Genomic DNA, 21,767 nt, shown 5'->3' on the forward strand with positions numbered 1-21,767 from the left:
GCCCGCAAACATGACCGCCTTAAAAATTTTTGAAACACCATTTCATTTTAATTTGATCTTCCTGATAACTGATTCTATGCTTACCTCAGAACAACTATATCCCCCTACACACTGAGGTCTGTATGATACTGGATGCCTTTAATCTTTCAGGAAAAGTTGCCATCGTTACCGGCTGTGATACCGGCCTCGGCCAGGGCATGGCGCTGGGTCTGGCCCAGGCTGGATGCGATATTGTCAGCGTCAATCGCCGCGTTCCGGAAGAGACCGCCGCAGGCGTGAAGGCGCTGGGGCGCCGGTTTCTGGCTATTCAGGCCGACCTCAGCAAGCAGGATGCCATTGAAAGTCTGGTTGAACAGGCGGTGACCGGCATGGGGCGGGTCGATATCCTGGTGAATAACGCCGGAACCATTCGCCGGGAAGATGCGTTGACCTTCAGTGAGAAAGACTGGGATGAGGTGATGAACCTCAACCTGAAGTCGGTCTTTTTCCTCTCTCAGGCCGTGGCCCGCCAGTTTATTGCCCAGGGGCAAGGGGGCAAAATTATCAATATCGCTTCCATGCTCTCCTTCCAGGGGGGGATCCGCGTTCCCTCTTATACCGCGTCAAAAAGCGGCGTGCTGGGGCTCACCCGGCTGCTAGCCAACGAGTGGGCACAACATGGTATTAACGTAAATGCAATCGCCCCGGGGTACATGGCGACCAACAACACCCAGCAGCTACGCGACGACGAACAGCGCAGCAAAGAGATCCTCGACCGTATTCCGGCGGGTCGCTGGGGCAAGCCGGACGATCTCCAGGGCCCGGCGGTGTTTCTGGCCTCTTCCGCCTCGGACTATGTGAACGGTTATACCCTTGCCGTCGATGGTGGCTGGCTGGCGCGTTAACAGCTTTGTGACAAAGAGTTACACCGTCACTACTTCCGTATACTGTATAAAATCCCTATACTGGATGCATCGACAGTTTAGTGGGTTTTATCATGACGGCGGAAGGTCATCTGCTTTTTTCTCTCGCCTGCGCAGTGTTTGCCAAGAACGCTGAGCTTACACCGGTGCTGGCGCAGGGTGACTGGTGGCATATTGTGCCATCGGCGGTTTTGACCTGCCTGTTACCGGATATCGATCATCCTAAGTCGCTGCTCGGGCAGCGGCTGAAGTGGATCTCCAAACCCATTGCCCGCGCCTGCGGCCATCGTGGGTTTACCCACAGCTTGCTGGCGGTGTTCGCCGCCCTGACCCTCTTCTATTTAAAAGTGCCCGACAGCTGGCTTATCCCCGCAGACGCCATTCAGGGAATGGTGCTGGGTTACCTGAGCCATATCCTGGCCGACATGCTCACCCCGGCTGGGGTTCCCCTCCTCTGGCCCTGCCGCTGGCGTTTTCGTTTGCCTATCCTCCGGCCGCAAAAAGGTAACCAGCTGGAGCGTGCGCTGTGCATGGCGCTGTTTGCCTGGGCCGTCTGGATGCCTCAGACGCTGCCTGAAAACGGTGCCGTGCGCTGGTCTTCGCACATGATCAATTCGCTGCAATTTCAGTTCAACCGCTTTATTCATCTGCAAAGTGAGCAGTAACTGGACAAACTTAACCGTTTTGGCATAACCCATTCCATTTGGATATAAGCGACTGGATCACACTTCTGCTAACCTTGCGCCAACAAGGTCGGACTGATACCGATCTGATATTAAATCAGGAGAACGGGGATGAATTTTCCATTAATCGCGAACATTGTGGTGTTCGTCGGCCTACTGCTGTTGCTGGCGCAGGCGCGTCATAAACAGTGGAGCCTGGCTAAAAAAGTGCTGGTCGGTCTGGTCATGGGCGTGGTCTTTGGCCTGGCGCTGCAGGCCATTTACGGTTCCAGCAATCCGGTACTGAAAGAGTCTATTCAGTGGTTTAACATTGTCGGCAACGGCTACGTCCAGTTGCTGCAGATGATCGTCATGCCGCTGGTCTTCGCCTCTATTCTGAGCGCGGTTGCCCGTCTGCATAACGCCTCCCAACTGGGGAAAATCAGCTTTCTGACCATCGGTACGCTGCTGTTTACTACGCTTATCGCGGCGCTGGTCGGTGTGCTGGTCACCAACCTGTTTGGCCTGACGGCAGAAGGCCTGGTGCAGGGCACCGCGGAGACCGCGCGCCTGACCGCCATCGAGACCAACTATGCGGGTAAAGTGGCGGATCTCACCGTTCCGCAGATGTTGCTCTCCTTTATCCCGAAAAACCCGTTTGCCGATCTGACCGGTGCCAACCCGACGTCTATCATCAGCGTGGTAATTTTTGCCGCCTTCCTGGGCGTAGCTGCCCTGAAGCTGCTGAAAGATGATGCGCCGAAAGGCCAGCGCGTACTGACCGCCATCGATACCCTGCAGAGCTGGGTGATGAAGTTGGTGCGTCTGGTGATGCAGCTGACCCCGTATGGCGTTCTGGCGCTAATGACCAAAGTGGTTGCGGGCTCGAACCTGCAGGACATCATTAAGCTGGGTAGTTTCGTGGTGGCCTCGTATCTCGGTCTGGGCATTATGTTTGTGGTTCACGCCATTCTGCTCAGCGTAAACGGCGTCAGCCCGCTGAAATACTTCCGCAAAGTGTGGCCGGTACTGACCTTCGCCTTTACCAGCCGCTCCAGCGCCGCCTCCATTCCACTGAACGTGGAAGCGCAGACCCGTCGTCTGGGCGTGCCGGAATCGATTGCCAGCTTCTCTGCCTCCTTCGGTGCAACGATTGGCCAGAACGGTTGTGCGGGTCTCTACCCTGCCATGCTGGCGGTGATGGTTGCCCCGACGGTTGGGATTAACCCGCTGGATCCGGTCTGGATTGCGACCCTGGTGGGGATTGTCACCGTGAGCTCTGCCGGTGTGGCCGGTGTGGGCGGCGGCGCAACCTTCGCGGCACTGATTGTTCTGCCTGCGCTGGGTCTCCCGGTAACGCTGGTGGCTCTGCTGATCTCCGTTGAACCGTTGATCGACATGGGGCGTACCGCACTGAACGTCAGCGGCTCCATGACCGCCGGGACGCTGACCAGCCAGTGGCTGAAGCAGACTGACAAAACTATCCTGGCAAGTGAAAATGACGCGGAGCTCGCGCACCGTTAATCGCCTTCTGAGTTAAAAAAAACCGCCTTCAGTGATGACGGCGGTTTTTTTATCTCTGTTAATCCTCAACCTCTTCATCCTGACGGACCTGTAGCGCCCAGCGCTGGGCTGATTCCGGTACGGTAAAAGCTGGAGAACGACGAAAACGCTCCCCGATCAGCACAAAGGCCACATATTTACCGCGTAACAGCCAGACGTCACGAAAGCCATCCATTTTGGTGGCATGTTCTGGCGGCGCAGGTTCAACGCGAGGCTGGTAACTGATCACAGGGCGGTTTTGTTGGCGAAGAGGTTTCATAAGCAGCAGTTTCACTAAACAAGCATAAAAATCAGCAAATTCTTATCATAGCCGATTGCCCCTCCTGCGTCGCGCCTCACGTGTCTTATGCAACATAAGCTCTGACCTTAGATCGGCCTTTCACCCGGTTTATAACCCGTAATGTTCTATAGTTATTGAGTTTTGACGCAAAAACGGCCGCATTTCAGCAATGAAAAGGAGACGAGTGCAATGTCGCAAAATGATAAGACCCATAAACCTGAACAGTCCCCGCTTCACGATGCCAGCGAAGCGAAACCCGGAATGGACTCGCTGGCCCCGGCAGACGGTTCTCACCGCGCAAGTCCAGTCCCTACTCCGCCAGGCCAGGAGCCGACGGCCCCCGGCAGCATGAAGGCACCTGATACCGGCAACCAGAAACTGAATGCGCTGGAGGGGGTTCGCAAAGGGGGGGAAAACTTCCCGTTGACCACCAACCAGGGTGTGCGTATAAGTGACGATCAGAACTCCCTTCGTGCCGGTACGCGCGGCCCCACCCTGCTGGAAGACTTTATCCTGCGGGAGAAGATCACCCACTTTGACCATGAACGTATCCCGGAGCGCATCGTACACGCCCGCGGCTCCGCCGCACACGGCTATTTCCAGCCTTATAAAAGCCTGAAAGAGATTACTAAAGCCGATTTCCTGTCGGATCCGGATAAAATCACGCCGGTTTTTGTACGCTTTTCCACGGTACAGGGCGGCGCAGGTTCCGCCGACACGGTGCGCGATATTCGCGGTTTCGCCACCAAGTTTTACACTGATGAAGGCGTTTTTGATCTGGTGGGCAACAACACACCGATCTTCTTTATTCAGGACGCACACAAGTTCCCCGATTTTGTTCACGCCGTAAAACCGGAACCTCACTGGGCTATTCCCCAGGGCCAGAGCGCACACGATACCTTCTGGGATTACGTGTCGCTGCAGCCGGAAACCCTGCACAACGTGATGTGGGCGATGTCCGACCGCGGCATTCCGCGCAGCTACCGCACCATGGAGGGCTTTGGCATTCATACCTTCCGGCTGATTAACGCCGAAGGCAAAGCCACCTTTGTGCGCTTCCACTGGAAACCGGTCGCCGGTAAAGCCTCTCTGGTATGGGATGAGGCGCAAAAGCTCACCGGGCGCGATCCAGACTTCCATCGCCGCGATCTGTGGGAATCCATTGAAGCGGGCGACTTCCCGGAATTTGAGCTCGGTTTCCAGCTGATCCCGGAAGAGGACGAGTTCAAATTTGATTTTGATATCCTCGATCCGACCAAGCTCATTCCCGAAGAGCTGGTGCCGGTTCAGCTGGTGGGCAAAATGGTGCTCAACCGTAACCCGGACAACTTCTTTGCCGAAAACGAGCAGGCCGCGTTCCACCCAGGGCATATTGTCCCCGGGATGGACTTCACCAACGACCCATTACTGCAGGGGCGTCTCTTCTCCTATACCGATACGCAAATCAGTCGTCTGGGCGGGCCTAACTTCCACGAGATCCCAATCAACCGACCAACCTGCCCGTACCATAATTTCCAGCGGGACGGGATGCACCGCATGGAGATCGACACCAACCCGGCGAACTACGAGCCAAACTCGATCAACGACAACTGGCCGCGCGAAACGCCGCCGGGGCCAAAACGGGGCGGATTCGAGTCCTATCAGGAGCGCGTGGAGGGATCGAAGATCCGCGAGCGTAGCCCCTCTTTCGGTGAATACTATGCCCATCCGCGCCTGTTCTGGCAGAGCCAGACGCCCGTTGAGCAGGATCATATTGTGGGCGCCTTCAGCTTTGAGCTGAGCAAAGTGGTGCGGGCCTATATCCGCGAGCGGGTGGTCGATCAGCTGGCCCATATCGATATCACGCTGGCCCAGAAGGTGGCGGACAATCTGGGCATCACCCTTACCGACGAGCAGCGTAACCTGGCTCCGCCGCAGGATGTGAACGGCGTACAAAAGGATCCCTCCCTCAGCCTGTATGCAGTTCCTGGCGGCGATATCAAAGGCCGTGTGGTGGCGGTATTGCTGAACGATACTCCACGGGCCAGCGACGTGCTGGCGGTGCTCCAGGCGCTCAAGGCCAAAGGCGTTCATGCCAAACTACTCTATTCGCGCATGGGTGAAGTCACCGCCGATGACGGCTCGGTACTGCCAGTGGCGGCCACCTTCGCCGGTTCACCGTCGTTGACCGTCGATGCGGTCGTCGTGCCGTGCGGCGATATTCAGAGCCTGCTGAATAACGGCGACGCGGCTTACTATCTGCTGGAAGCGTACAAGCATCTCAAGCCGATTGCGCTGGCTGGCGATGCCCGTCAGTTTAAGCCGCTGCTGAAGGTGGCAGATCAGGGCGAAGAGGGTATCGTCGAAGGCGATACGGCTGCGGGTGCATTTATGGATGAACTGACGTTGCTGATGGCGGCGCACCGGGTATGGTCGCGCAGCAGTAAGATTGACCAAATACCTGCGTAAAAAAAGCCGGGTGGCGCTTGCGCTTACCCGGCCTACGGTTCCGTGTAATTTGCTAACCGGATAAAACCCGGCGCAAGGTTCCATTGAATTTGTAGGCCAGGTAAGGCGAATCCGCCACCCGGCATTTCCTCACAGATCCCCGAACGTTCCCAGACGATACCCGCGCTCGGCAATCGCATACTTCAGCGACGTCGAGGTCAGCACCTCCATCTCCGTCAGTCGTGGCCAGCAGTAAGCGCTTTTACGGATCGTATTGTCGATAAAGGCCGGATGCGCCATCACCTCCAGCGACCGCTCTCCCTGCTGTACGGACCTGTCCAGTACGCTTAAAAACAGCGCTTCACTGATTTCATCGCCATAAAATGCGCTACTGAAACCGTCCGTCGTGGGCGGCAGATCGCCCCCCATTTCGCCGGGCATGTCGGCCTGACGATCCACACGCAGCGCCACCCCTTTGCGGCGGGCAAACTCGGCCACCAGCGGGAAGATGGCCGGGATCATATGCACGTGATGATGGCTGTCGATATGGGTCGGTTCGCGCCCGAAGAGATCGACGAAGCGATTGAACTGACAGTCCAGTTCGCGGGCGATCTCCTCCAGGGGTAACGTCCCCTCCTCTGCCATCTCCCAGATCCATTTGCCCAACACCCCCTCCCGGGTCAGCCCTGGCATAGCGGTCAGCGGCATACCAAGGGTCAGAACAAAGTGCATGCCCACGCCCAGATCGGGCAGATCCCGGCTGAGCGCCGCGGCGTGCTCAATGGCTTCACCGTTCACCATCGCGGTGGTGGAGGTCACCACGCCGTGCCGACAGGCTTCCACGATGCCGTAGTTCTGCCCTTTTGAGAGGCCAAAATCATCGGCATTGACGATCAGCAGATATTCCATAGCGATCCCTCTTAGTGCTGCTCGCTTTTCAGTTTATCGATCGTGGCGGCGAAGTTCGGCAGCCATTTTTCATGGGCCAGGATCAGATCCCGCGCCAGCTTCTCGGCATCACGATCGGAGTGCACCAGCGGGCTCAGGTTCAGCGCCAGCAGCACGTCGTTCAGCTCGCCGCTGATGGCCGCCTGGCTTGCCGCCACTTCAAAGCCCTTGATGGTGTGGATGAGGCCCATCACTTTGTCATCGAAATGGGTCAGTCGCGGATGTGGCTTCGCCCCGTCACGGCCCAGGATGCAGGTCATCTCCACCGCCCAGTCCGCCGGGATGTTATCGATGTGGCCGTGGTGCGGCACGTTGACGTAGTGTTCCGCCTGCTTGTCGTTGTAGATAGCGTTGATCACTTCGCAGGCCGCATCGGAGTAGTATGCTCCGCCGCGCTGCTCCAGCTCTTTCGGCTTCACGTCCAGATCCGGGTTCTTATAGAGCTCGAACAGCTGTTTTTCCACCTTCTGCACCACCTGCGCGCGGGCACCGCCTTTGTAGTATTCGCCCATCTCGATCGCCAGCATCTCTTTCAGCTTGAAGTAGTAGAGCAGATAGGAGCATGGCAGCAGATTCAGGGAGCGGATCAGCCCTTCGCTAAACGGCAGGTCAAAGATGTTCTTCACCGAACTTGCTTTCAGAGTGCCGCTGGCAACGCCATCCAGCAGCTCCGGGAAACGTGATTTGCCGTTGACCAGGACATCCTTGATAAAGACCATGTGGTTCAGGCCAAACAGGTCGATAGAGAGGTCGTCGTTGTCGGTCAGGGCCAGCACGTCGTGAATAAACATCTTCATGCCGATAGGGATATTGCAGACCCCAATGAAGCGTTTGAACCCGGTATGGCGATAGACCGCTTCGGTGACCATCCCGGCCGGGTTGGTGAAGTTAATCACCCATGCCTGGGGGCAGATCTCCTGTACATCTTTAATGATGTCGAACACCACCGGAATGGTGCGCAGCCCTTTGAACAGGCCGCCTGCACCGTTGGTCTCCTGGCCCAGATAGCCGTAGCTCAGCGGGATACGCTCATCCAGCTCGCGCGCTTTCAGCTGGCCGACACGCAGCTGCGTCGTCACGAAATCGGCATCTTTCAGCGCCTGACGACGGTCGAGGGTTTTATGCACGGTCATCGGCACACCCGCTTTTTTCACCATACGCTGGCACAGGTCGAAAATAATATCGAGCTTCTCCTGGCCCTCGGCCACGTCAACCAGCCACAATTCGCTGACCGGCAGTTCATGATAACGCTTAAGGAAGCCTTCCAGTAATTCCGGGGTGTAGCTGCTTCCGCCGCCGATGGTCACTACTTTAAGTTTCTTTTGCATAATATTCTCCCTGGAGATGCGCTTTTTAAGTATAGCGATCCCGTCCCATTTATATTGGGCAAGCCTGTTAATCGATATTCCCGGCGGTAAACCCGCCGGACGTTAATTAATAACTGTGAGGTTTTTCCGGTAGCTGTTAGGGGTAAATGAGGTCAATTTCTTAAAGGTTTTAATAAACAGACTCGGACTGCTATAACCGGATTCGTAAGCAATATCCGTCACCGAATAATTGGTGATTTCCAGCTGTTTTCTGGCGAAATTGATCCGTATTTCATTAATAATCTGCATCGGCGTTTTCTGGTAATAACGCTGGGTGGCACGGGTCAGGTATTCCTGGGATTTTCCCGACAGCGCCACCATATTTTCCAGCGCGTTTTCACCAAAACGCAGCTTGTCATGCATCATTTCAACGGTCGTGCGCAGCCATTGCGGAATATCGTCGGTTGCCTGCTGCTCTTCGCGATAATGGCGTAGCCGATTGACGACGTAAAAGGTCACCGTTTCAATAAATTCATCGAATTCATTGTCGCGGAAGTTGAGTGAGGCAATAACGGTATCGATCCAGTTCAGGAATTCACTTTTAACGTGATAAACCTGCGATGCAACAAAGCAGAACGGCAGCAGCGGCGAGTAGTGGGTTTCGAAGAAGCGTTTACTGATGCTGACGTTGAGAATGCGCGTGGCACCAAAATCGTAAAAGCTCTGATGGTGAGAACCCATCGGGATAAAAACAAAATCCCCACGCTCCAGCAGCACCCGCTTGCCGTTGATCTCCTGGAAATAGCGGCCGGTCAGCACGATGGTGAACTCATAGTAGTCATGCTGATGCAGACCGCTGATGCTCTCCACCTTGTTGTAGATAAACACATGAAAATTTTTACCATTAAACAGCTGTTGTTCCCGGGCGGTAGTGATTTCCATGGCGCTGACCTCCTGCTATCAGTCTGATCTACTGCATTTTCTCGTGAAGTTCGATGAGTTCCGCCACCAGCTCACGCGCCAGCATGGAGGTCATCAGATGGTCCTGGGCGTGTACCAGCACCAGGCTGACCTTCATTTTACCTTCACCCTGATCGCTTTCGATCAGTTTTGTTTGCACCAGGTGCGCTTCATTGAGCGCGGTGCGCGACTGGGCCATCATCTCTTTCGCGGTGTCGAAATCGCCCTGCTTGGCTTTTTTCAGCGCCGCGTACGCCAGGCTGCGCGCCTGACCGGAGTTGATGATAAGCCCCATCACCACTTCTTCAAGATCGTTCTCTGCGACCTCTTCCGCTTCTGCAACTACATTCTCTAAATCAAACATGTTTTCTCTCCTGTAGTGACGCGGGTCGCCCCGCGTCATACGACATCAGAATTTCAGTGCGAGGGCGATATCCTCTTCGCTCTCTTCTTCATCAATGGTGGTCTGGGCTTTATTGGCGATGGCAACGAATGGCATATAGAGCAGGGTTGCCACACCCAGGTTAAATATCGCCAACAGGAAGGCCGCTACGCTGCCGTTGGTGTTGAAGAAGGCGCCCAGACCGGCTGGCATGGTCCACGGTGCAATGTTAGTGACCGGCGGGATGATGCCCAGGTAGTAAGCCGTCAGGGTAATGGCCGCCAGCAGCGGCTGCACCAGGACGAACGGAATAAACATCACCGGGTTCATGATAATCGGCAGACCGAACAGGATGGGCTCGTTAATCTGGAAGATGCCTGACGGCAGGGCCAGCTTCGCCACCTGACGATGATCCGCACGACGGGAGGTGATAAACACCGCGATGATCAGGCCCAGCGTCGCCCCGGTACCGCCCAGGAAGATGTAGGAGTCCAGCATCGGTTTCGCCCACACGTGGAAGGTTTTACCGGCCGCCAGCGCTGCGTCAACGGAGCCGTACTGCTGGTAGAGCGCCACGTTTTCCAGCGCCCATGGGGTCATGATGCCGCTGTCCAGCGCAGCCAGCGCCAGAGAGCCGTGAACACCGAAGAACCACAGCAGGGAGGTGAAAATCACGTAAGCCCAGCCTACCACGCCCCCCATGGATGCCAGCGGTGTGGAGATGGTGTCCATGATGATCTGGTGGAAGTTGGTGCCCCAGTGTGAGAGCGCCCAGGCGATAGTCCCCATGATGGAGAGAATAATGAAGCCGGGGATCAGCGCCGAGAACGAGCGCGATACCGATGCCGGAACGCTGTCCGGTAAGCGAATCACCCAGTTGCGTCGAATAATAAAGGTAAACATCTCCGCCACCACCAGACCGATCACAATGCCGGAGATGATGTTTGCCCCGCCCAGCCAGTTGGCACCCACTGCGTAGGCTTCGCCCACGCTGTAAGGGGTGACGGTCATAAACGCAGCAACAGATAATAAACCGGCGGCCAGTGAGTCGACTTTACGCTCTTCTGCCAGCGCCATCCCGATAAAGAAAGGTGCCATCAGCGACATAATACCCAGCGTACCGTTGTACACATTGCCGCCGATGGCCTTGAAACCATTTAATGTTTCAATAGTTGAGGGATCTAAACGCACGCCTAATGAATAGAAAAATGAACCATCACCGAAGCTAAGAAAAACGTTGTTAATTAAAACGAACATGGCCCCGGCCAGTGTTAACGGCATTACTTTAATAAAACCGTTTTTAATGGCGTTGACATGCGGTTGCTTTCCTATTTTAACTGCAAAAGGAAGGAGTACCTTTTCAAGCGCAGCAATAAATCTACTCATAGAAAATACCCTTAAATGCCGCAATAATATTGCGGCGTAAATGTGTGAAATTGCTCTTTGACGGGAAAAATAAAAATTAAATTAATTAGCAGCTTTTTTAATCGCCGCTACTGCAGCTTTAAGAACACCCAAACCATCCACTTTGCCGTACAGGGCAGAGTCGATCACTTCAACCGGTTTATTCGGTAACAGACGCTGAATTTCTGGCAACATATAGGCAATTTGCGGCCCCAGCAGTACCACATCGGCACTGGTGCCTTTTTCGCCTGCCAGCGTTTCCGGGAAGGCTTCAATGATAACCGGAACTTCGTACTTCTCGGCCTGCGCGCGCATCTTTGACACCAGCAGTGACGTTGACATGCCTGCTGAGCAAAACAGATAGATATGTTTCTTTTCCATAATGACTTCCCTCTTATATAGCCACCGCGTTAGCTGCGACTTCAGCACCGTTACCGGGCGTTCTTCTCGCAGGCTGGTCTGATGGGATGAGTATACGGCAAGCGAAAAGGCTGTGGTAATCTAGGATGTTTTGGAATTGTCTCTCATTGACCTGCGGTTATGACAACCTTCACATTTCAGGCAAATAATTCGCGATAAGAAATAAGATTATAGGGGGGAAAAAGAAAAACCGGCCAGTTGGCCGGTTTGGATCTGCTCAGGCAAAAGGGTTATCAGGCTTTAGGTGCCTGCGGATCGGTGTCATATTCCGCGCAGGTCTGGTAGCCAGAGTTCATAACGTGACCTGTGTCATCTAATGCAACAAAATAGGTTTCGGTTTTACCATCCCGTTGACCCAGGATATAGGTCTGGCAAGTACCGCGAGCGTGGATCATCGTCACTTCAGAGGATGGCTTACCGGCCAGCTGCTCGACCTGAGCGCGGCTCATCCCTTTCTTAACATCTTTGACCACAGGCTCTTTAAACTGATCGGTTGTGCGGTCATAAGCGGTACAGCCCGCCAGTAAAGTCAGTACAGCCGCTGCGCCTAACATTCCTGCTACGTTCTTGTTCATATTCCGTCCTCTTGTTTATCAGCGTGTTAAGTAAGCCTGGAATAGAAAACCACATTTTTCAACCTCAAGCGTGACGGCAAAGTTTTTTCGGAAAATTCCGGCAAAACAAAAATAACCTGCTAAATCGCTCTATTTCGCTCCATTCAAATTTGTGATCCTTGTCGTTTTATCCATCACAGGTTAGCTTTAACAGTACATTCATCAGGCAAATTTGTGTAACGGAGGGGCTAGATGGCTCTGCAACAAGAGATTATCCAGGCACTGGGTGCAAAACCCACTATCAACGCGGAAGAAGAGATTCGCCGTAGCGTCGATTTTTTGAAATCCTACTTAACCCGCTTCCCGTTTCTGAAAACGCTGGTGCTGGGCATCAGCGGCGGTCAGGACTCTACGCTCGCCGGGAAGCTCGCCCAGATGGCGATCAACGAACTGCGTGCCGAAACGGGGAATAACGACCTGCAGTTTATCGCGGTGCGCCTGCCCTACGGTGTGCAGTTCGACGAGCAGGATTGTCAGGATGCCATCGCGTTCATCCAGCCCGATCGCGTGCTGACCGTCAATATTAAAGAAGCGGTGCTGGCCAGCGAAAAAGCGCTGCGCGAGGCGGGCATTGAGCTGAGCGATTTCGTCCGCGGTAACGAAAAAGCCCGCGAGCGCATGAAGGCGCAGTACAGCATCGCCGGGATGACCAGCGGCGTAGTGGTGGGGACAGACCATGCGGCAGAAGCCCTGACCGGCTTCTTCACCAAATATGGCGATGGCGGTACCGACATTAACCCGCTGTTCCGTCTTAACAAGCGCCAGGGCAAACAGCTGCTGGCCGCGCTGGGCTGTCCGGAGCATCTGTATAAAAAAGCCCCTACCGCAGATCTGGAAGACGATCGCCCTTCCCTGCCTGACGAAGCTGCGCTGGGCGTGACCTATGAAAATATTGATGATTATCTGGAAGGTAAGACGCTGGACGAAGGCACCGCCCGCATTATCGAAGGCTGGTACCTGAAGACCGAGCACAAACGTCGCCCGCCGATCACGGTGTTTGACGACTTCTGGAAAGCGTAATCTGACGGGGCGGCTTATGCCGCCTCTTTTTTAACCGCACCACTGCTGCTACACTGTATGCCTGAACAGTATCAGGAGTATGTTGTGAGCAGGCGTCAATCGGCACCGCGGCTTGAATTTGAAGCGGCAGCAATCTATGAATATCCCGAACATCTGCGCCCGTGGCTTGAGGCACTTCCCAGGCAGCCAGGCGTCTACTTCTTTCATGGCGAAAGCGATGCCATGCCGCTTTACATCGGCAAGAGCGTCAATATCCGCAGCCGGGTGCTGTCGCATCTGCGCACGCCGGACGAAGCCGCTATGCTGCGCCAGTCCCGGCGTATCACCTGGACGCAAACCGCGGGCGAACTGGGCGCCCTGCTGCTGGAAGCGCGTTTAATCAAGGAGCAGCAGCCGCTGTTCAATAAACGATTACGTCGCAACCGCCAGCTCTGCTCGTTGCAAATCACCGAGGGTAAACCGCAGATCGTCTATGCCCGCGAGGTCGATTTCTCCCATACCCCGAACCTGTATGGCCTGTTCGCTAACCGCCGGGCGGCGCTGCAAACCTTACAGACGCTGGCCGACGAGCGACAGCTCTGTTACGGCCTGCTGGGGCTGGAGTCGTTAAGCCGCGGGCGGGCCTGTTTCCGCTCCGCCCTGAAGCGTTGTGCAGGGGCGTGCTGCGGGAAAGAGAGCGTGGAGGAGCATCAGCAGCGGCTGGTTGAAGGGTTGCAGGCGATAGGCGTCACCTGCTGGCCGTGGGACTGCGCCGTGGCGCTGAAAGAGTCGCGCCCGGAGATGACCCACTACCACATTATCCATAACTGGCTCTGGCTGGGCGCGGTCGAAAGCCTGGACGAGGCGGCGGAACTGCTGCGCACGCCCGCCGGTTTTGATCAGGATGGGTATAAAATACTCTGCAAGCCGCTGCTGGCGGGCAAGTATGAGATCATTCCGCTCAGTGGCCCGGAAGCCAGAAAATCTCGCTGAACAGCAGGGTGCCCTCGTCCTTAAGCAATCGCAGGGTATGGTCGCCTTCATGCCAGTACGCCCCCTGATCGGCGGTCAGCAGTTTATCACCCAACTGCCAGGCGCCGCTCAGCACAAACACCACGCCGCCGCGTGACGCGAATGTCGTGAAGGTGCGATCCGCCACCCGCACCTTAGCCCGGCAGCAATCCCGGCGGGTCATGATGTTAAAGTCCATCGACATCTGCCCTTCCAGCAGCTGCGCCTTGACCGGCAGTTCTCCGGCAAAGCTGAAGGGTTGATGACGCCGCAGCGTGTGATTAAACGCCTTTCCACCATCCAGCTGCACTTCTCCCCCTTCCAGCAGGGTGATCACCCGATCAACACCGGGGGAAACAGAAAAATCACCGTTGCTGGCAAGGGAGGCAATACTGGCGCGCCAGTTAAAGTCCCGGGTTGCAGGAGGGAAACAACATATTTCGCGCGTCTCTCCCGCGCCGTTGCGCCAGAGGTTAACCGGCATTTTGCGGATATCGAAGAATTCCATCACCACTCCAAATGGCGCAATACGCGCCAAAGCACCCCGCCCAGGGCGGTCGCTTTTTGTTTGTTATCGTTAGGTCGCTGCAGAACAGTATCGGCAGATGTGCGGGTGGGCCTTAGTCTGACGACGAAAAAAGTAACGTCAGAAATTTCAAACACATTCTGCAAATCGATAACAGGAGAATACCGGGATGGCGGCGGCTGGCAAGAGGCTGGAAAAGAAAAAACCGCCGGACCTGCCCACAGCAAATCTGCTTGAGTGGACAAGACTCCGGCGGTCTTGAATAGCTGAACCGATTATTCGGCTGAGGTGGTCATTTTACCTTTCGCCGCGGAACGTTCTGTCAGACGCTTCTCAAAATTGGCATTAAACTGCTTTTTCTGTTCCGGGGTAAGGATGTTGTAAATCTTGTTTTGGGTTTCCATGTGCGCCAGCATGCGGGCTTTATGCTGCTCGGCCATCTTATCAACCTGCGCTTCGGCCTTCGCTTTATCGAAGGCGTCGCTGGCGATGATGTCATGCATTGCGCGGCGCTCTTCTACCGGCGGACGCTTCATCTGGTCACGCTGGCTTTTCATGATGTCGCGGATCTGCTCTTTCTGCGCATCCGTCAGGTTCAGGTCTTTAAACATCATGTCGTGATGCATGCCCGGCTTACCTTTGTGATGCATCATTTTGCCTTCGGTCGGTGCAGCCGTGGTGGTGGTGGCGGTATCAGCGGCGAACGCCGCGCTGGTAGCGCCCAGAGCCAGGGTAGAGGCAACAAACAGTGCAGTTAATTTACGCATAATTTTGTCCTTCCTTTCAGTTATTCTTCGGCGCTATGCCGTGTTGACGAGATTAACTTTACGGGGTTTATCGTCAATTAGTCAGAGCAACGGTAAAACAGTGAAAGTGTAAAAAACAAATTATCGTCAAATATGGAGAAAATAAGGATAAAGCGTGGAGAGTTGAAACAAAAATATGCATGCAGATGATTTTAAAGAGATTGTGGAGAAGTATACCGACAAACAGATTAATAATAAAGCAAACAACCAGGAATAATCCGTAATAAAACGGCAGTCGAGTGAAATGGCTGAGAAAATAAACAACCCCACCGCGTTACGCAGATGGGGTCAGGTAATTTTCAGGCAACTTTTTCCAGCATCAGCCCGGCGCGCAAACCAAAGGCCACGGCGGGGTTCGGGAAAAGAACATACTCGGTTGGCTTTTGTACTTCATAGCGTTCTTCGCCATCCTCTGCCAACAATACCCCCTGGCGGAACGGCGTAAAGTTCAGGGTATGACTCGCCATGTGCAGCACAAAGGCCTCGCTGCGGCGGGTGATCTGTTGCACCACCCGATACTGCGCCACGGGCCCGGCATGGGACGTCGATACCTCACCACACAGCAACGCGCGCAGCGCCTGATGGGTGGTGGCAAAACGCGTTAAATCGTTATGCCCGAACGGCAGCGCTTTTCCCAGCTCCAGGGTGCAGGCCAGCGCCCCAAAGCGTTCGCAGGTGAAATGGGTGAAGGTACCGCCGGGTGCCTGATGAAAGACCAGCGCCTCCAGCCCGGCATCCGCCAGCCACTGAATAAACGCCTCATCCCAGGGCTGATTGCGCTGGGGCAGCACGCCAAAGCGCTCATGATACGAGGCGCGGATGGCGGTATGCAGATCCAGATGCCAGCGATCGGAACCCGCCTGCCGGTAAAAGGCCGCTAACAGATCCTCCAGCAGCGCCGCCCGTTCGGTCTCCTCGCAGGCCGGGAACTGCGTCCCGCGCCCGCTGAACAGGCGATTGATATCGCAGGTCAGGTAGCGCTTGCCGGCTCGCAGCGCCGGAGGATTCCCGTAGATAATCAGCAGACGGCAGCGCAGCGAGAGTTCGCCGCGAAAGAGCGCCCTGACCAGCAGGTCGACAATCTCCACCGGCGCCGTTTCGTTGCCGTGTATCCCGGCAGAGAGCACCAGGGCTCGCTCGCTGTCTGCCTCCGGGATGAGCTCCAGCACGCCGCGTGCCAGCCAGCGCCAGTGAAACGAAGCCCCTTTGCCCTCCCGTCGGGCGGGCGTTTCATTCGCCATGGTCAGCGCCAGAAAATTTTCCATAACGCCTCCTTTATTGCTGGAACGGGTAGACGGAGCCCAGTTGCAGAATGCGGGTCAGGGCATCCAGCGCTTCGCGTCCTTCCCGTAAAAGCTGCGGATCGACCAGGTCGGCCTGGGTCAACCGATCGCGATAGTAGCGATCCACCCAGTCATTAAGGGTGTTGAACAGGGTATCGTTCATCATCACCGCCGGGTTAACCGCCCGCTGCTCCTCAGGGGTGAGCACCACGCGCAGGCGCAGACAGGCCGGACCGCCGCCGTTGGCCATGCTTTCGCGCAGATCGAACACCCGCAGCTCGCTGATGGGGTTATCCTCGGCCACCAGCTGATTCAGATAGCGCCAGACGCCAGGATGGTTCTGCGACTCCTGGGGTAGCACCAGCATCATGCTGCCGTCGTCACGGCTCAGCAGCTGGCTGTTAAAGAGATAGGTTGCCACCGCATCCTGCACCGAAACGGCTTCCGTCGGCACCTCAATCGGCATAAATCCGGGCACGCGATCGCCCAGGGCGTGCAGCAGCGCTGACTGGTGAACAAACGCCTGCTCGTGGCAGAACAGCACCTGGCGGTTCGAGACCGCAATCACGTCGTTATGGAACACTCCCTGGTCGATCACCAGCGGGTTTTGCTGGGCAAACATCAGTTGGCCCGGATTGACCTGATTCAGGCGGGCAACGGCCTGGCTTGCGGCCAGAGTCTGACGGGCCGGGTAACGGGCAGGCGCGGGGCCAGTCCCCTCATCACGACCATAGACAAACAGTTGCAAACCCGGCTCGCCATAATCGCCGCCAAGACGGTTATGGTTGGCCGCCCCTTCGTCGCCGAACATCGCCACTTGCGGCAGCGCTGTATGGACACTGAACCGGGACTCATCGCGAAAAATAGCCCGCAGCACCTGTTCCGTGGTGCCAGCTTCACTGGCGCGGTGGAACTTGTTGTTCAGGTTCGCCACCGTCAGATGCACTTTTCCGTCGAGGGTATCTGCGGAGGGGGCCACCGTCGCGGCGTTGGCAACCCACATGGAGGAGGCCGAACTGGCGGCAGAGAGCAGCTGCGGCATTTGGGTGCCCGCTTTCTCCACCACCTGCTCGTCGCTGCCGGTAAACCCGAGCTGGCGCAGGACGGCGACGTTAGGCCGCTCCTGCGGCGGGATCACCGCCTGAGGAAAACCCGCATCCGCCAGCGCCTTCATTTTTAACAACCCCTGCTTTGCCGCCAGCCGCGGGTTGGAGATCTGAAAGCGGTGTTTTGTGGAGGCCTCATTGCCGAAAGACAGCCCGGCATAGTGGTGGGTTAACCCCACCAGCCCGTCGAAGTTAACTTCACGCGCTTTCATGACGCTTCTCCCGTGTAAAATCGAGGCCCGGATTCAGCTGCTCCGGCAGGACGATGGCCGGCGTCTCCAGGCTCGCCATCGGCCAGGCGCAGTAATCCGCCGCATACCAGGCGCTGGCACGATGGTTACCGGAGGCGCCCACCCCGCCAAACGGGGCGGTACTGGCCGCGCCGGTGAGCGGTTTATTCCAGTTCACAATCCCGGCGCGCGCCTCCAGCAGCAGCTGGTCAAATTTCTCACGATCCGGGGAGATGAGACCGCACGACAGGCCGTAGCGTGTGGCGTTTGCCATCGCAATGGCCTGGTCAAAATCGTCATAGCGCCAGACGCAGAGCAGCGGACCAAAGACCTCTTCGTCCGGCACACCGCTCACGCCAGTCATCTCGACGATTGCCGGGGTTAATAAAGAGGTTCCCGCCTTCACCAGCCGTGGCTCCAGCAGCGACTGGCCGCCGCGGGCGACATGTTCCCGCCAGGCGTGATAGACATTTTTTGCCGCCTGTTCGGAAATCAGCCCGCCGATAAACGGCTGCTCGCTGGCATCCCACTCGCCCGGCAGCAGCCGCCTGCTCACCTCAACCAGACGGGCCAGGAAAGCATCCCCTTCAGCACCGCGTTTCACCAGCAGCCGGCGGGCGCAGGTGCAGCGCTGCCCGGCGGTAATAAAGGCTGACTGGATGGTCAGGTGGACCGCGGCATCGGTATCCGCCGGATCGTCAACGATCAGCGCATTGTTGCCCCCCATCTCAAGGGCGAGAATTTTCTCCGGTTGCCCGGCCAGCTGGCGGTGCAGCTGATAGCCAGTTCCGGCGCTGCCGGTAAAGAGCAGCCCGTCAATATCGCTCAGCGCACTCAGCGCCTGACCGGTTTCGCGCCCGCCCTGGACGAGATTGAGCACCCCCGGCGGCAGCCCGGCCTGCTCCCACAGTTTGACCACCGCTTCGCCGCTCCAGGGCGTTAGCTCGCTCGGCTTGAAGATCACCGTGTTACCCGCCAGCAGGGCGGGCACGATGTGGCCATTCGGCAGATGGCCGGGGAAGTTATAGGGGCCAAACACCGCCAGCACGCCGTGCGGACGATGGCGCAGCGTAGCGGCCCCGTCCGCCATCTCGGTACGCTGCTCGCCGGTGCGGGTGTGGTACGCCTTAATTGAAATGGCGACCTTGTTGATCATGGCGGTAATTTCGGTCGCCGCCTCCCAGCGCGGCTTGCCGGTTTCGCTGGCAATAACGCGGGTCAGCTCCTGCTTATTTGCCTCCAGCAGGGTGGCAAATTTCTCCACGATCGCCTGACGAGCGCTGAACGGCAGCTTCGCCCAGCCGGGGAACGCGGCGCGCGCGGCGCGGCACGCCTGCTCAACCTGCCCGGGGCTGGCATCCGCCCCTTGCCATAATCTCTCCTGCCCCACCGGGTTATGTTTGCTGCGAAGTTCACCTTCGCCGGTTACCCAGTCACCGTTAATCCATAAGTTCATACCGTTTTCTCCTCGGGGCACAGACGCACCATGCGAATACGATCGCCAGCGCAACATTTCAGGGCATCCAGTTGCGCTGCGGTCAGCACCAGACGTTCACATTCGGGGTCCACGCGGATCAGCGTGGCGCGATAGCTGTCATATTGTTCGTTCGCCACCAGGCAGGCCGGAAACTCACCCGGCGCGGGCTGCCCCTCGGCCACCTCCACCAGACGGCTTTTGCGGATCGCCCGCACCCGGTCGATATCACACTCCAGCGTCGGGCCGCCGTCGAAGATGTCGACATAGTTTCGGTAGCGGAAGCCCTCTTTTTCCAGCACCGCGCGGGCCGGCGCGGTATGCGGATGGACCTCGCCAATTACCGCCTGCGCCTCGGGGCTGAGGAAATGGGTGTAGATGGGATGTTTTGGCATCAGCTCGGCGATAAAAGCTTTCTGCCCGGTGCCGCACAGGTAGTCCGCCTTGCTGAACTCCATGGAGAAGAAGCGCTCGCCCAGGCTTTTCCAGAACGGCGAGAAGCCTGTTTCGTCGATGACGCCGCGCATCTCGGCAACCACTTTTTCGTTAAAGCGATCGCGGAAGGCGGCCATAAACAGAAAGCGCGATTTGGAGAGCAGATAGCCGTTGCCCTCTTTGCGCCACTCCGGGTCGAGAAACAGCGAGCAGAGCTCGCTGCTGCCGGTGTGATCGTTACTGAGAAACAGCGTGGGCAGTGCGTTGTAGACGTTCAGCTCTTTCGAGGCATGCACCAGGGTGCCCACACGGTAGTTATACCAGGGATCGTTCAGGCCTACCGCCACCTCAATGGCGCAGATCCCCGCCACGGTGCCGGTAACGGTATCTTCCAGCACAAACACGTAGCCCTGTTCGCCTTTCGGCAGCGTCCCTTGCCAGGTCTCGATGGAGCGCTCAATGCGCGCCGAGAGCGTATTTTCGTCAACGGGAAGCGAGGTTAGCCCGCCTCCCGTCTTACCGGCAAGCTGCATGAGGGCGGAGAGATCCCCGCGCTCAATGGGACGGATGACCATCATGATGACACCCCGGACTTCACCTGTTCGCAGGCCAGCGCAAAGCGATCTAACCCGGTCCGCACCTCTTCTTCGCTGACAACCAGCGCAGGCGCGAAGCGCACTACGTTAGCCCCGGCGATCAACACCATCACGCCCGCTTTTGCCGCTTCCTGTGAAATGAGTTTAGCTTTTCCGGCGAATTCATCCGTGAGCACGCAGCCAATCAGCAGCCCCAGACCGCGAATCTCTTTAAACAGGCCGGTTTTGCTGTTAATGGCCTGAAGACGCTCAACAAACCAGTCGTGACGCTGCTTCACGCCGTTCAGCACTTCCGGCGTGTTGATGATATCCAGCACCTGACCGGCCACCGCCGATGCCAGCGGGTTGCCGCCGTAGGTGGTGCCGTGGGTGCCGACGGTCATCACCCGGGCAAATTTATCGGTGGTGAGCATTGCCCCGACAGGGAAGCCGCCGCCCAGCGCTTTGGCGGTGGAGAGCACATCCGGCGTCACGCCGTAGTGCATATAGGCATAGAGCTCACCGGTGCGGCCGACGCCGGTCTGGACTTCATCGAAAATCAGCACCGCGTTGTGGCGATCGCACAGCTCGCGCAGCCCCTGCAGGAACGCTTTGTCGGCAGGCACAACGCCGCCTTCGCCCTGCATCGGCTCGACGATCACCGCGCAGGTGGACTCATCTATCAGCTCGCTGGCGGACTGCAGATCGTTATAGACCGCGTGGCGGATATCCGGTGGCAGCGGCACGAAATCCTGGGAGTAAGAGGGTTGCCCGCCCGCGCTGACGGTAAACAGGGTGCGGCCGTGGAAGGCATTTTTGAAGGCGACGATACCGCTTTTATGGCTGCCAAAATTGTCGTGCGCATACTTACGCGCCAGCTTCAGCGCGGCTTCGTTGGCCTCAGCGCCTGAGTTACAGAAGAACACTTTTTCCGCGAAGGTGGCGTCGATCAGTTTTTTCGCCAGGCGCAGCGCGGGCTCGTTGGTGTAGCCATTCCCGGTATGCCAGAACTTTGCCGCCTGGTCGTTCAGCGCCTGACGCAGCGCCGGATGAGCATGTCCCAGGGCGTTAACCGCAATGCCCCCAGCAAAGTCGATATACTCTTTGCCCTGCTGATCCCACAGGCGCGAGCCCTCTCCCCGTACCGGAATAAAAGCCGCCGGGGCGTAAACCGGCATCATCCATTCATCAAAGTTTTCACGCGTAATTGACAGAGACATAGCGACCTCATCCGGTAAATAAAAGGTTGATAAAATGTTAAATATTTATGTGTTTGCCCTGTGAATGTAGATTGCAGCGTTCGTGCCAGCCAGCGATAAAAATGCATAAACGGGAGGGGGTAACGAAATATCAACAGGTTACAACATAGAGTTATTCACTGTTATTGCATAAAAAGTGAATATTTTTACAACAAGCGCAGCTTTACCGAAGGAAAAACAGAAATATTATGCAT

Annotated in this window: 21 protein-coding genes; 6 read left to right on the top strand and 15 right to left on the bottom strand. The window is 56.7% G+C overall.

The features are described from left to right. Positions 1–122: 122 nt before the first annotated feature. From kduD to B3X29_RS08110, 3 genes are all read left to right on the top strand, one after another. Positions 123–884: a 2-dehydro-3-deoxy-D-gluconate 5-dehydrogenase KduD gene (gene kduD, locus B3X29_RS08100; protein WP_103823845.1), complete on the top strand. Its 762-nt coding sequence runs from the start codon at positions 123–125 to the stop codon at positions 882–884. 92 nt (positions 885–976) lie between these two features. Continuing rightward, entirely contained in the window at positions 977–1,567 is a 591-nt protein-coding gene (locus B3X29_RS08105; RefSeq protein ID WP_103179294.1) for a metal-dependent hydrolase, read from the top strand. A gap of 129 nt (positions 1,568–1,696) precedes the next feature. Next, the gene (locus tag B3X29_RS08110) at positions 1,697–3,088 is read left to right on the top strand and encodes an L-cystine transporter (protein ID WP_159339077.1); all 1,392 of its coding nucleotides are present in this window, start codon (positions 1,697–1,699) and stop codon (positions 3,086–3,088) included. Between the two features lie 58 nt (positions 3,089–3,146). Here the strand turns inward: B3X29_RS08110 and cedA are convergent, their stop codons facing one another. Further along, entirely contained in the window at positions 3,147–3,401 is a 255-nt protein-coding gene (cedA, locus tag B3X29_RS08115; RefSeq protein WP_103179292.1) for a cell division activator CedA, read from the bottom strand. A 195-nt stretch (positions 3,402–3,596) separates the two neighbouring features. On the opposite strand from cedA, the gene katE reads away from it, so the two are divergent. Next, a complete protein-coding gene (gene katE / locus B3X29_RS08120; RefSeq protein ID WP_156654352.1) occupies positions 3,597–5,855 on the top strand; it encodes a catalase HPII in 2,259 nt (752 codons plus the stop codon). 129 nt (positions 5,856–5,984) lie between these two features. On the opposite strand, the gene chbG is transcribed toward katE, so the two are convergent. The 7 genes from chbG to osmE form a co-directional block, all read right to left on the bottom strand. Then, positions 5,985–6,743 (bottom strand): chitin disaccharide deacetylase, encoded by a 759-nt coding sequence (gene chbG / locus B3X29_RS08125; protein ID WP_159339078.1) that lies wholly within the window; start codon positions 6,741–6,743, stop codon positions 5,985–5,987. An 11-nt stretch (positions 6,744–6,754) separates the two neighbouring features. Next, a complete protein-coding gene (locus B3X29_RS08130; RefSeq protein WP_103179289.1) occupies positions 6,755–8,110 on the bottom strand; it encodes a 6-phospho-beta-glucosidase in 1,356 nt (451 codons plus the stop codon). Positions 8,111–8,212: 102 nt separating this feature from the next. Beyond that, positions 8,213–9,031: a transcriptional regulator ChbR gene (gene chbR, locus B3X29_RS08135; protein ID WP_290522074.1), complete on the bottom strand. Its 819-nt coding sequence runs from the start codon at positions 9,029–9,031 to the stop codon at positions 8,213–8,215. A 28-nt stretch (positions 9,032–9,059) separates the two neighbouring features. Beyond that, on the bottom strand, positions 9,060–9,413 hold the full coding sequence (chbA, locus tag B3X29_RS08140; RefSeq protein WP_103179287.1) for a PTS N,N'-diacetylchitobiose transporter subunit IIA: 354 nt from the start codon (positions 9,411–9,413) through the stop codon (positions 9,060–9,062). Positions 9,414–9,458: 45 nt separating this feature from the next. Next, positions 9,459–10,817 carry a PTS N,N'-diacetylchitobiose transporter subunit IIC gene (gene chbC / locus B3X29_RS08145; RefSeq protein WP_103179286.1) on the bottom strand — a complete coding sequence of 453 codons (1,359 nt, stop codon included), beginning with the start codon at positions 10,815–10,817 and terminating at the stop codon, positions 9,459–9,461. 81 nt (positions 10,818–10,898) lie between these two features. Then, positions 10,899–11,216 (bottom strand): PTS N,N'-diacetylchitobiose transporter subunit IIB, encoded by a 318-nt coding sequence (gene chbB / locus B3X29_RS08150; RefSeq protein WP_103823836.1) that lies wholly within the window; start codon positions 11,214–11,216, stop codon positions 10,899–10,901. A gap of 272 nt (positions 11,217–11,488) precedes the next feature. Beyond that, the gene (osmE, locus tag B3X29_RS08155) at positions 11,489–11,830 is read right to left on the bottom strand and encodes an osmotically-inducible lipoprotein OsmE (RefSeq protein ID WP_103179284.1); all 342 of its coding nucleotides are present in this window, start codon (positions 11,828–11,830) and stop codon (positions 11,489–11,491) included. Positions 11,831–12,061: 231 nt separating this feature from the next. On the opposite strand from osmE, the gene nadE reads away from it, so the two are divergent. Continuing rightward, positions 12,062–12,889 carry an ammonia-dependent NAD(+) synthetase gene (gene nadE / locus B3X29_RS08160; RefSeq protein ID WP_103179283.1) on the top strand — a complete coding sequence of 276 codons (828 nt, stop codon included), beginning with the start codon at positions 12,062–12,064 and terminating at the stop codon, positions 12,887–12,889. A gap of 84 nt (positions 12,890–12,973) precedes the next feature. Then, complete coding sequence (gene cho / locus B3X29_RS08165) at positions 12,974–13,861, top strand: excinuclease Cho (RefSeq protein WP_168192013.1); 888 nt, start codon at positions 12,974–12,976, stop codon at positions 13,859–13,861. On the opposite strand, the gene ves is transcribed toward cho, so the two are convergent. The 7 genes from ves to astC form a co-directional block, all read right to left on the bottom strand. Next, positions 13,830–14,387, bottom strand: coding sequence for an environmental stress-induced protein Ves (gene ves, locus B3X29_RS08170; protein WP_159339079.1), 558 nt, complete (start codon positions 14,385–14,387; stop codon positions 13,830–13,832). The two genes, cho and ves, sit on opposite strands and share 32 nt — an antisense overlap. A gap of 293 nt (positions 14,388–14,680) precedes the next feature. Then, a complete protein-coding gene (spy, locus tag B3X29_RS08175) occupies positions 14,681–15,172 on the bottom strand; it encodes an ATP-independent periplasmic protein-refolding chaperone Spy (RefSeq protein WP_103179280.1) in 492 nt (163 codons plus the stop codon). A 338-nt stretch (positions 15,173–15,510) separates the two neighbouring features. Next, positions 15,511–16,476 carry a succinylglutamate desuccinylase gene (gene astE, locus B3X29_RS08180; protein WP_159339080.1) on the bottom strand — a complete coding sequence of 322 codons (966 nt, stop codon included), beginning with the start codon at positions 16,474–16,476 and terminating at the stop codon, positions 15,511–15,513. Positions 16,477–16,486: 10 nt separating this feature from the next. After that, complete coding sequence (astB, locus tag B3X29_RS08185; RefSeq protein WP_103179278.1) at positions 16,487–17,812, bottom strand: N-succinylarginine dihydrolase; 1,326 nt, start codon at positions 17,810–17,812, stop codon at positions 16,487–16,489. Further along, a complete protein-coding gene (gene astD / locus B3X29_RS08190) occupies positions 17,799–19,286 on the bottom strand; it encodes a succinylglutamate-semialdehyde dehydrogenase (RefSeq protein ID WP_159339081.1) in 1,488 nt (495 codons plus the stop codon). Before astD ends, astB begins: the two co-directional genes overlap by 14 nt. Continuing rightward, positions 19,283–20,317 (bottom strand): arginine N-succinyltransferase, encoded by a 1,035-nt coding sequence (gene astA / locus B3X29_RS08195; protein WP_103179276.1) that lies wholly within the window; start codon positions 20,315–20,317, stop codon positions 19,283–19,285. The genes astD and astA overlap by 4 nt, the downstream gene beginning before the upstream one ends. Then, positions 20,314–21,534, bottom strand: coding sequence for a succinylornithine/acetylornithine transaminase (astC, locus tag B3X29_RS08200; RefSeq protein ID WP_159339082.1), 1,221 nt, complete (start codon positions 21,532–21,534; stop codon positions 20,314–20,316). Before astC ends, astA begins: the two co-directional genes overlap by 4 nt. Positions 21,535–21,767 lie beyond the last annotated feature (233 nt).

The organism is Leclercia sp. UBA5076, from assembly GCF_002416465.1.
Taxonomy (GTDB): Bacteria; Pseudomonadota; Gammaproteobacteria; order Enterobacterales; family Enterobacteriaceae; genus Enterobacter.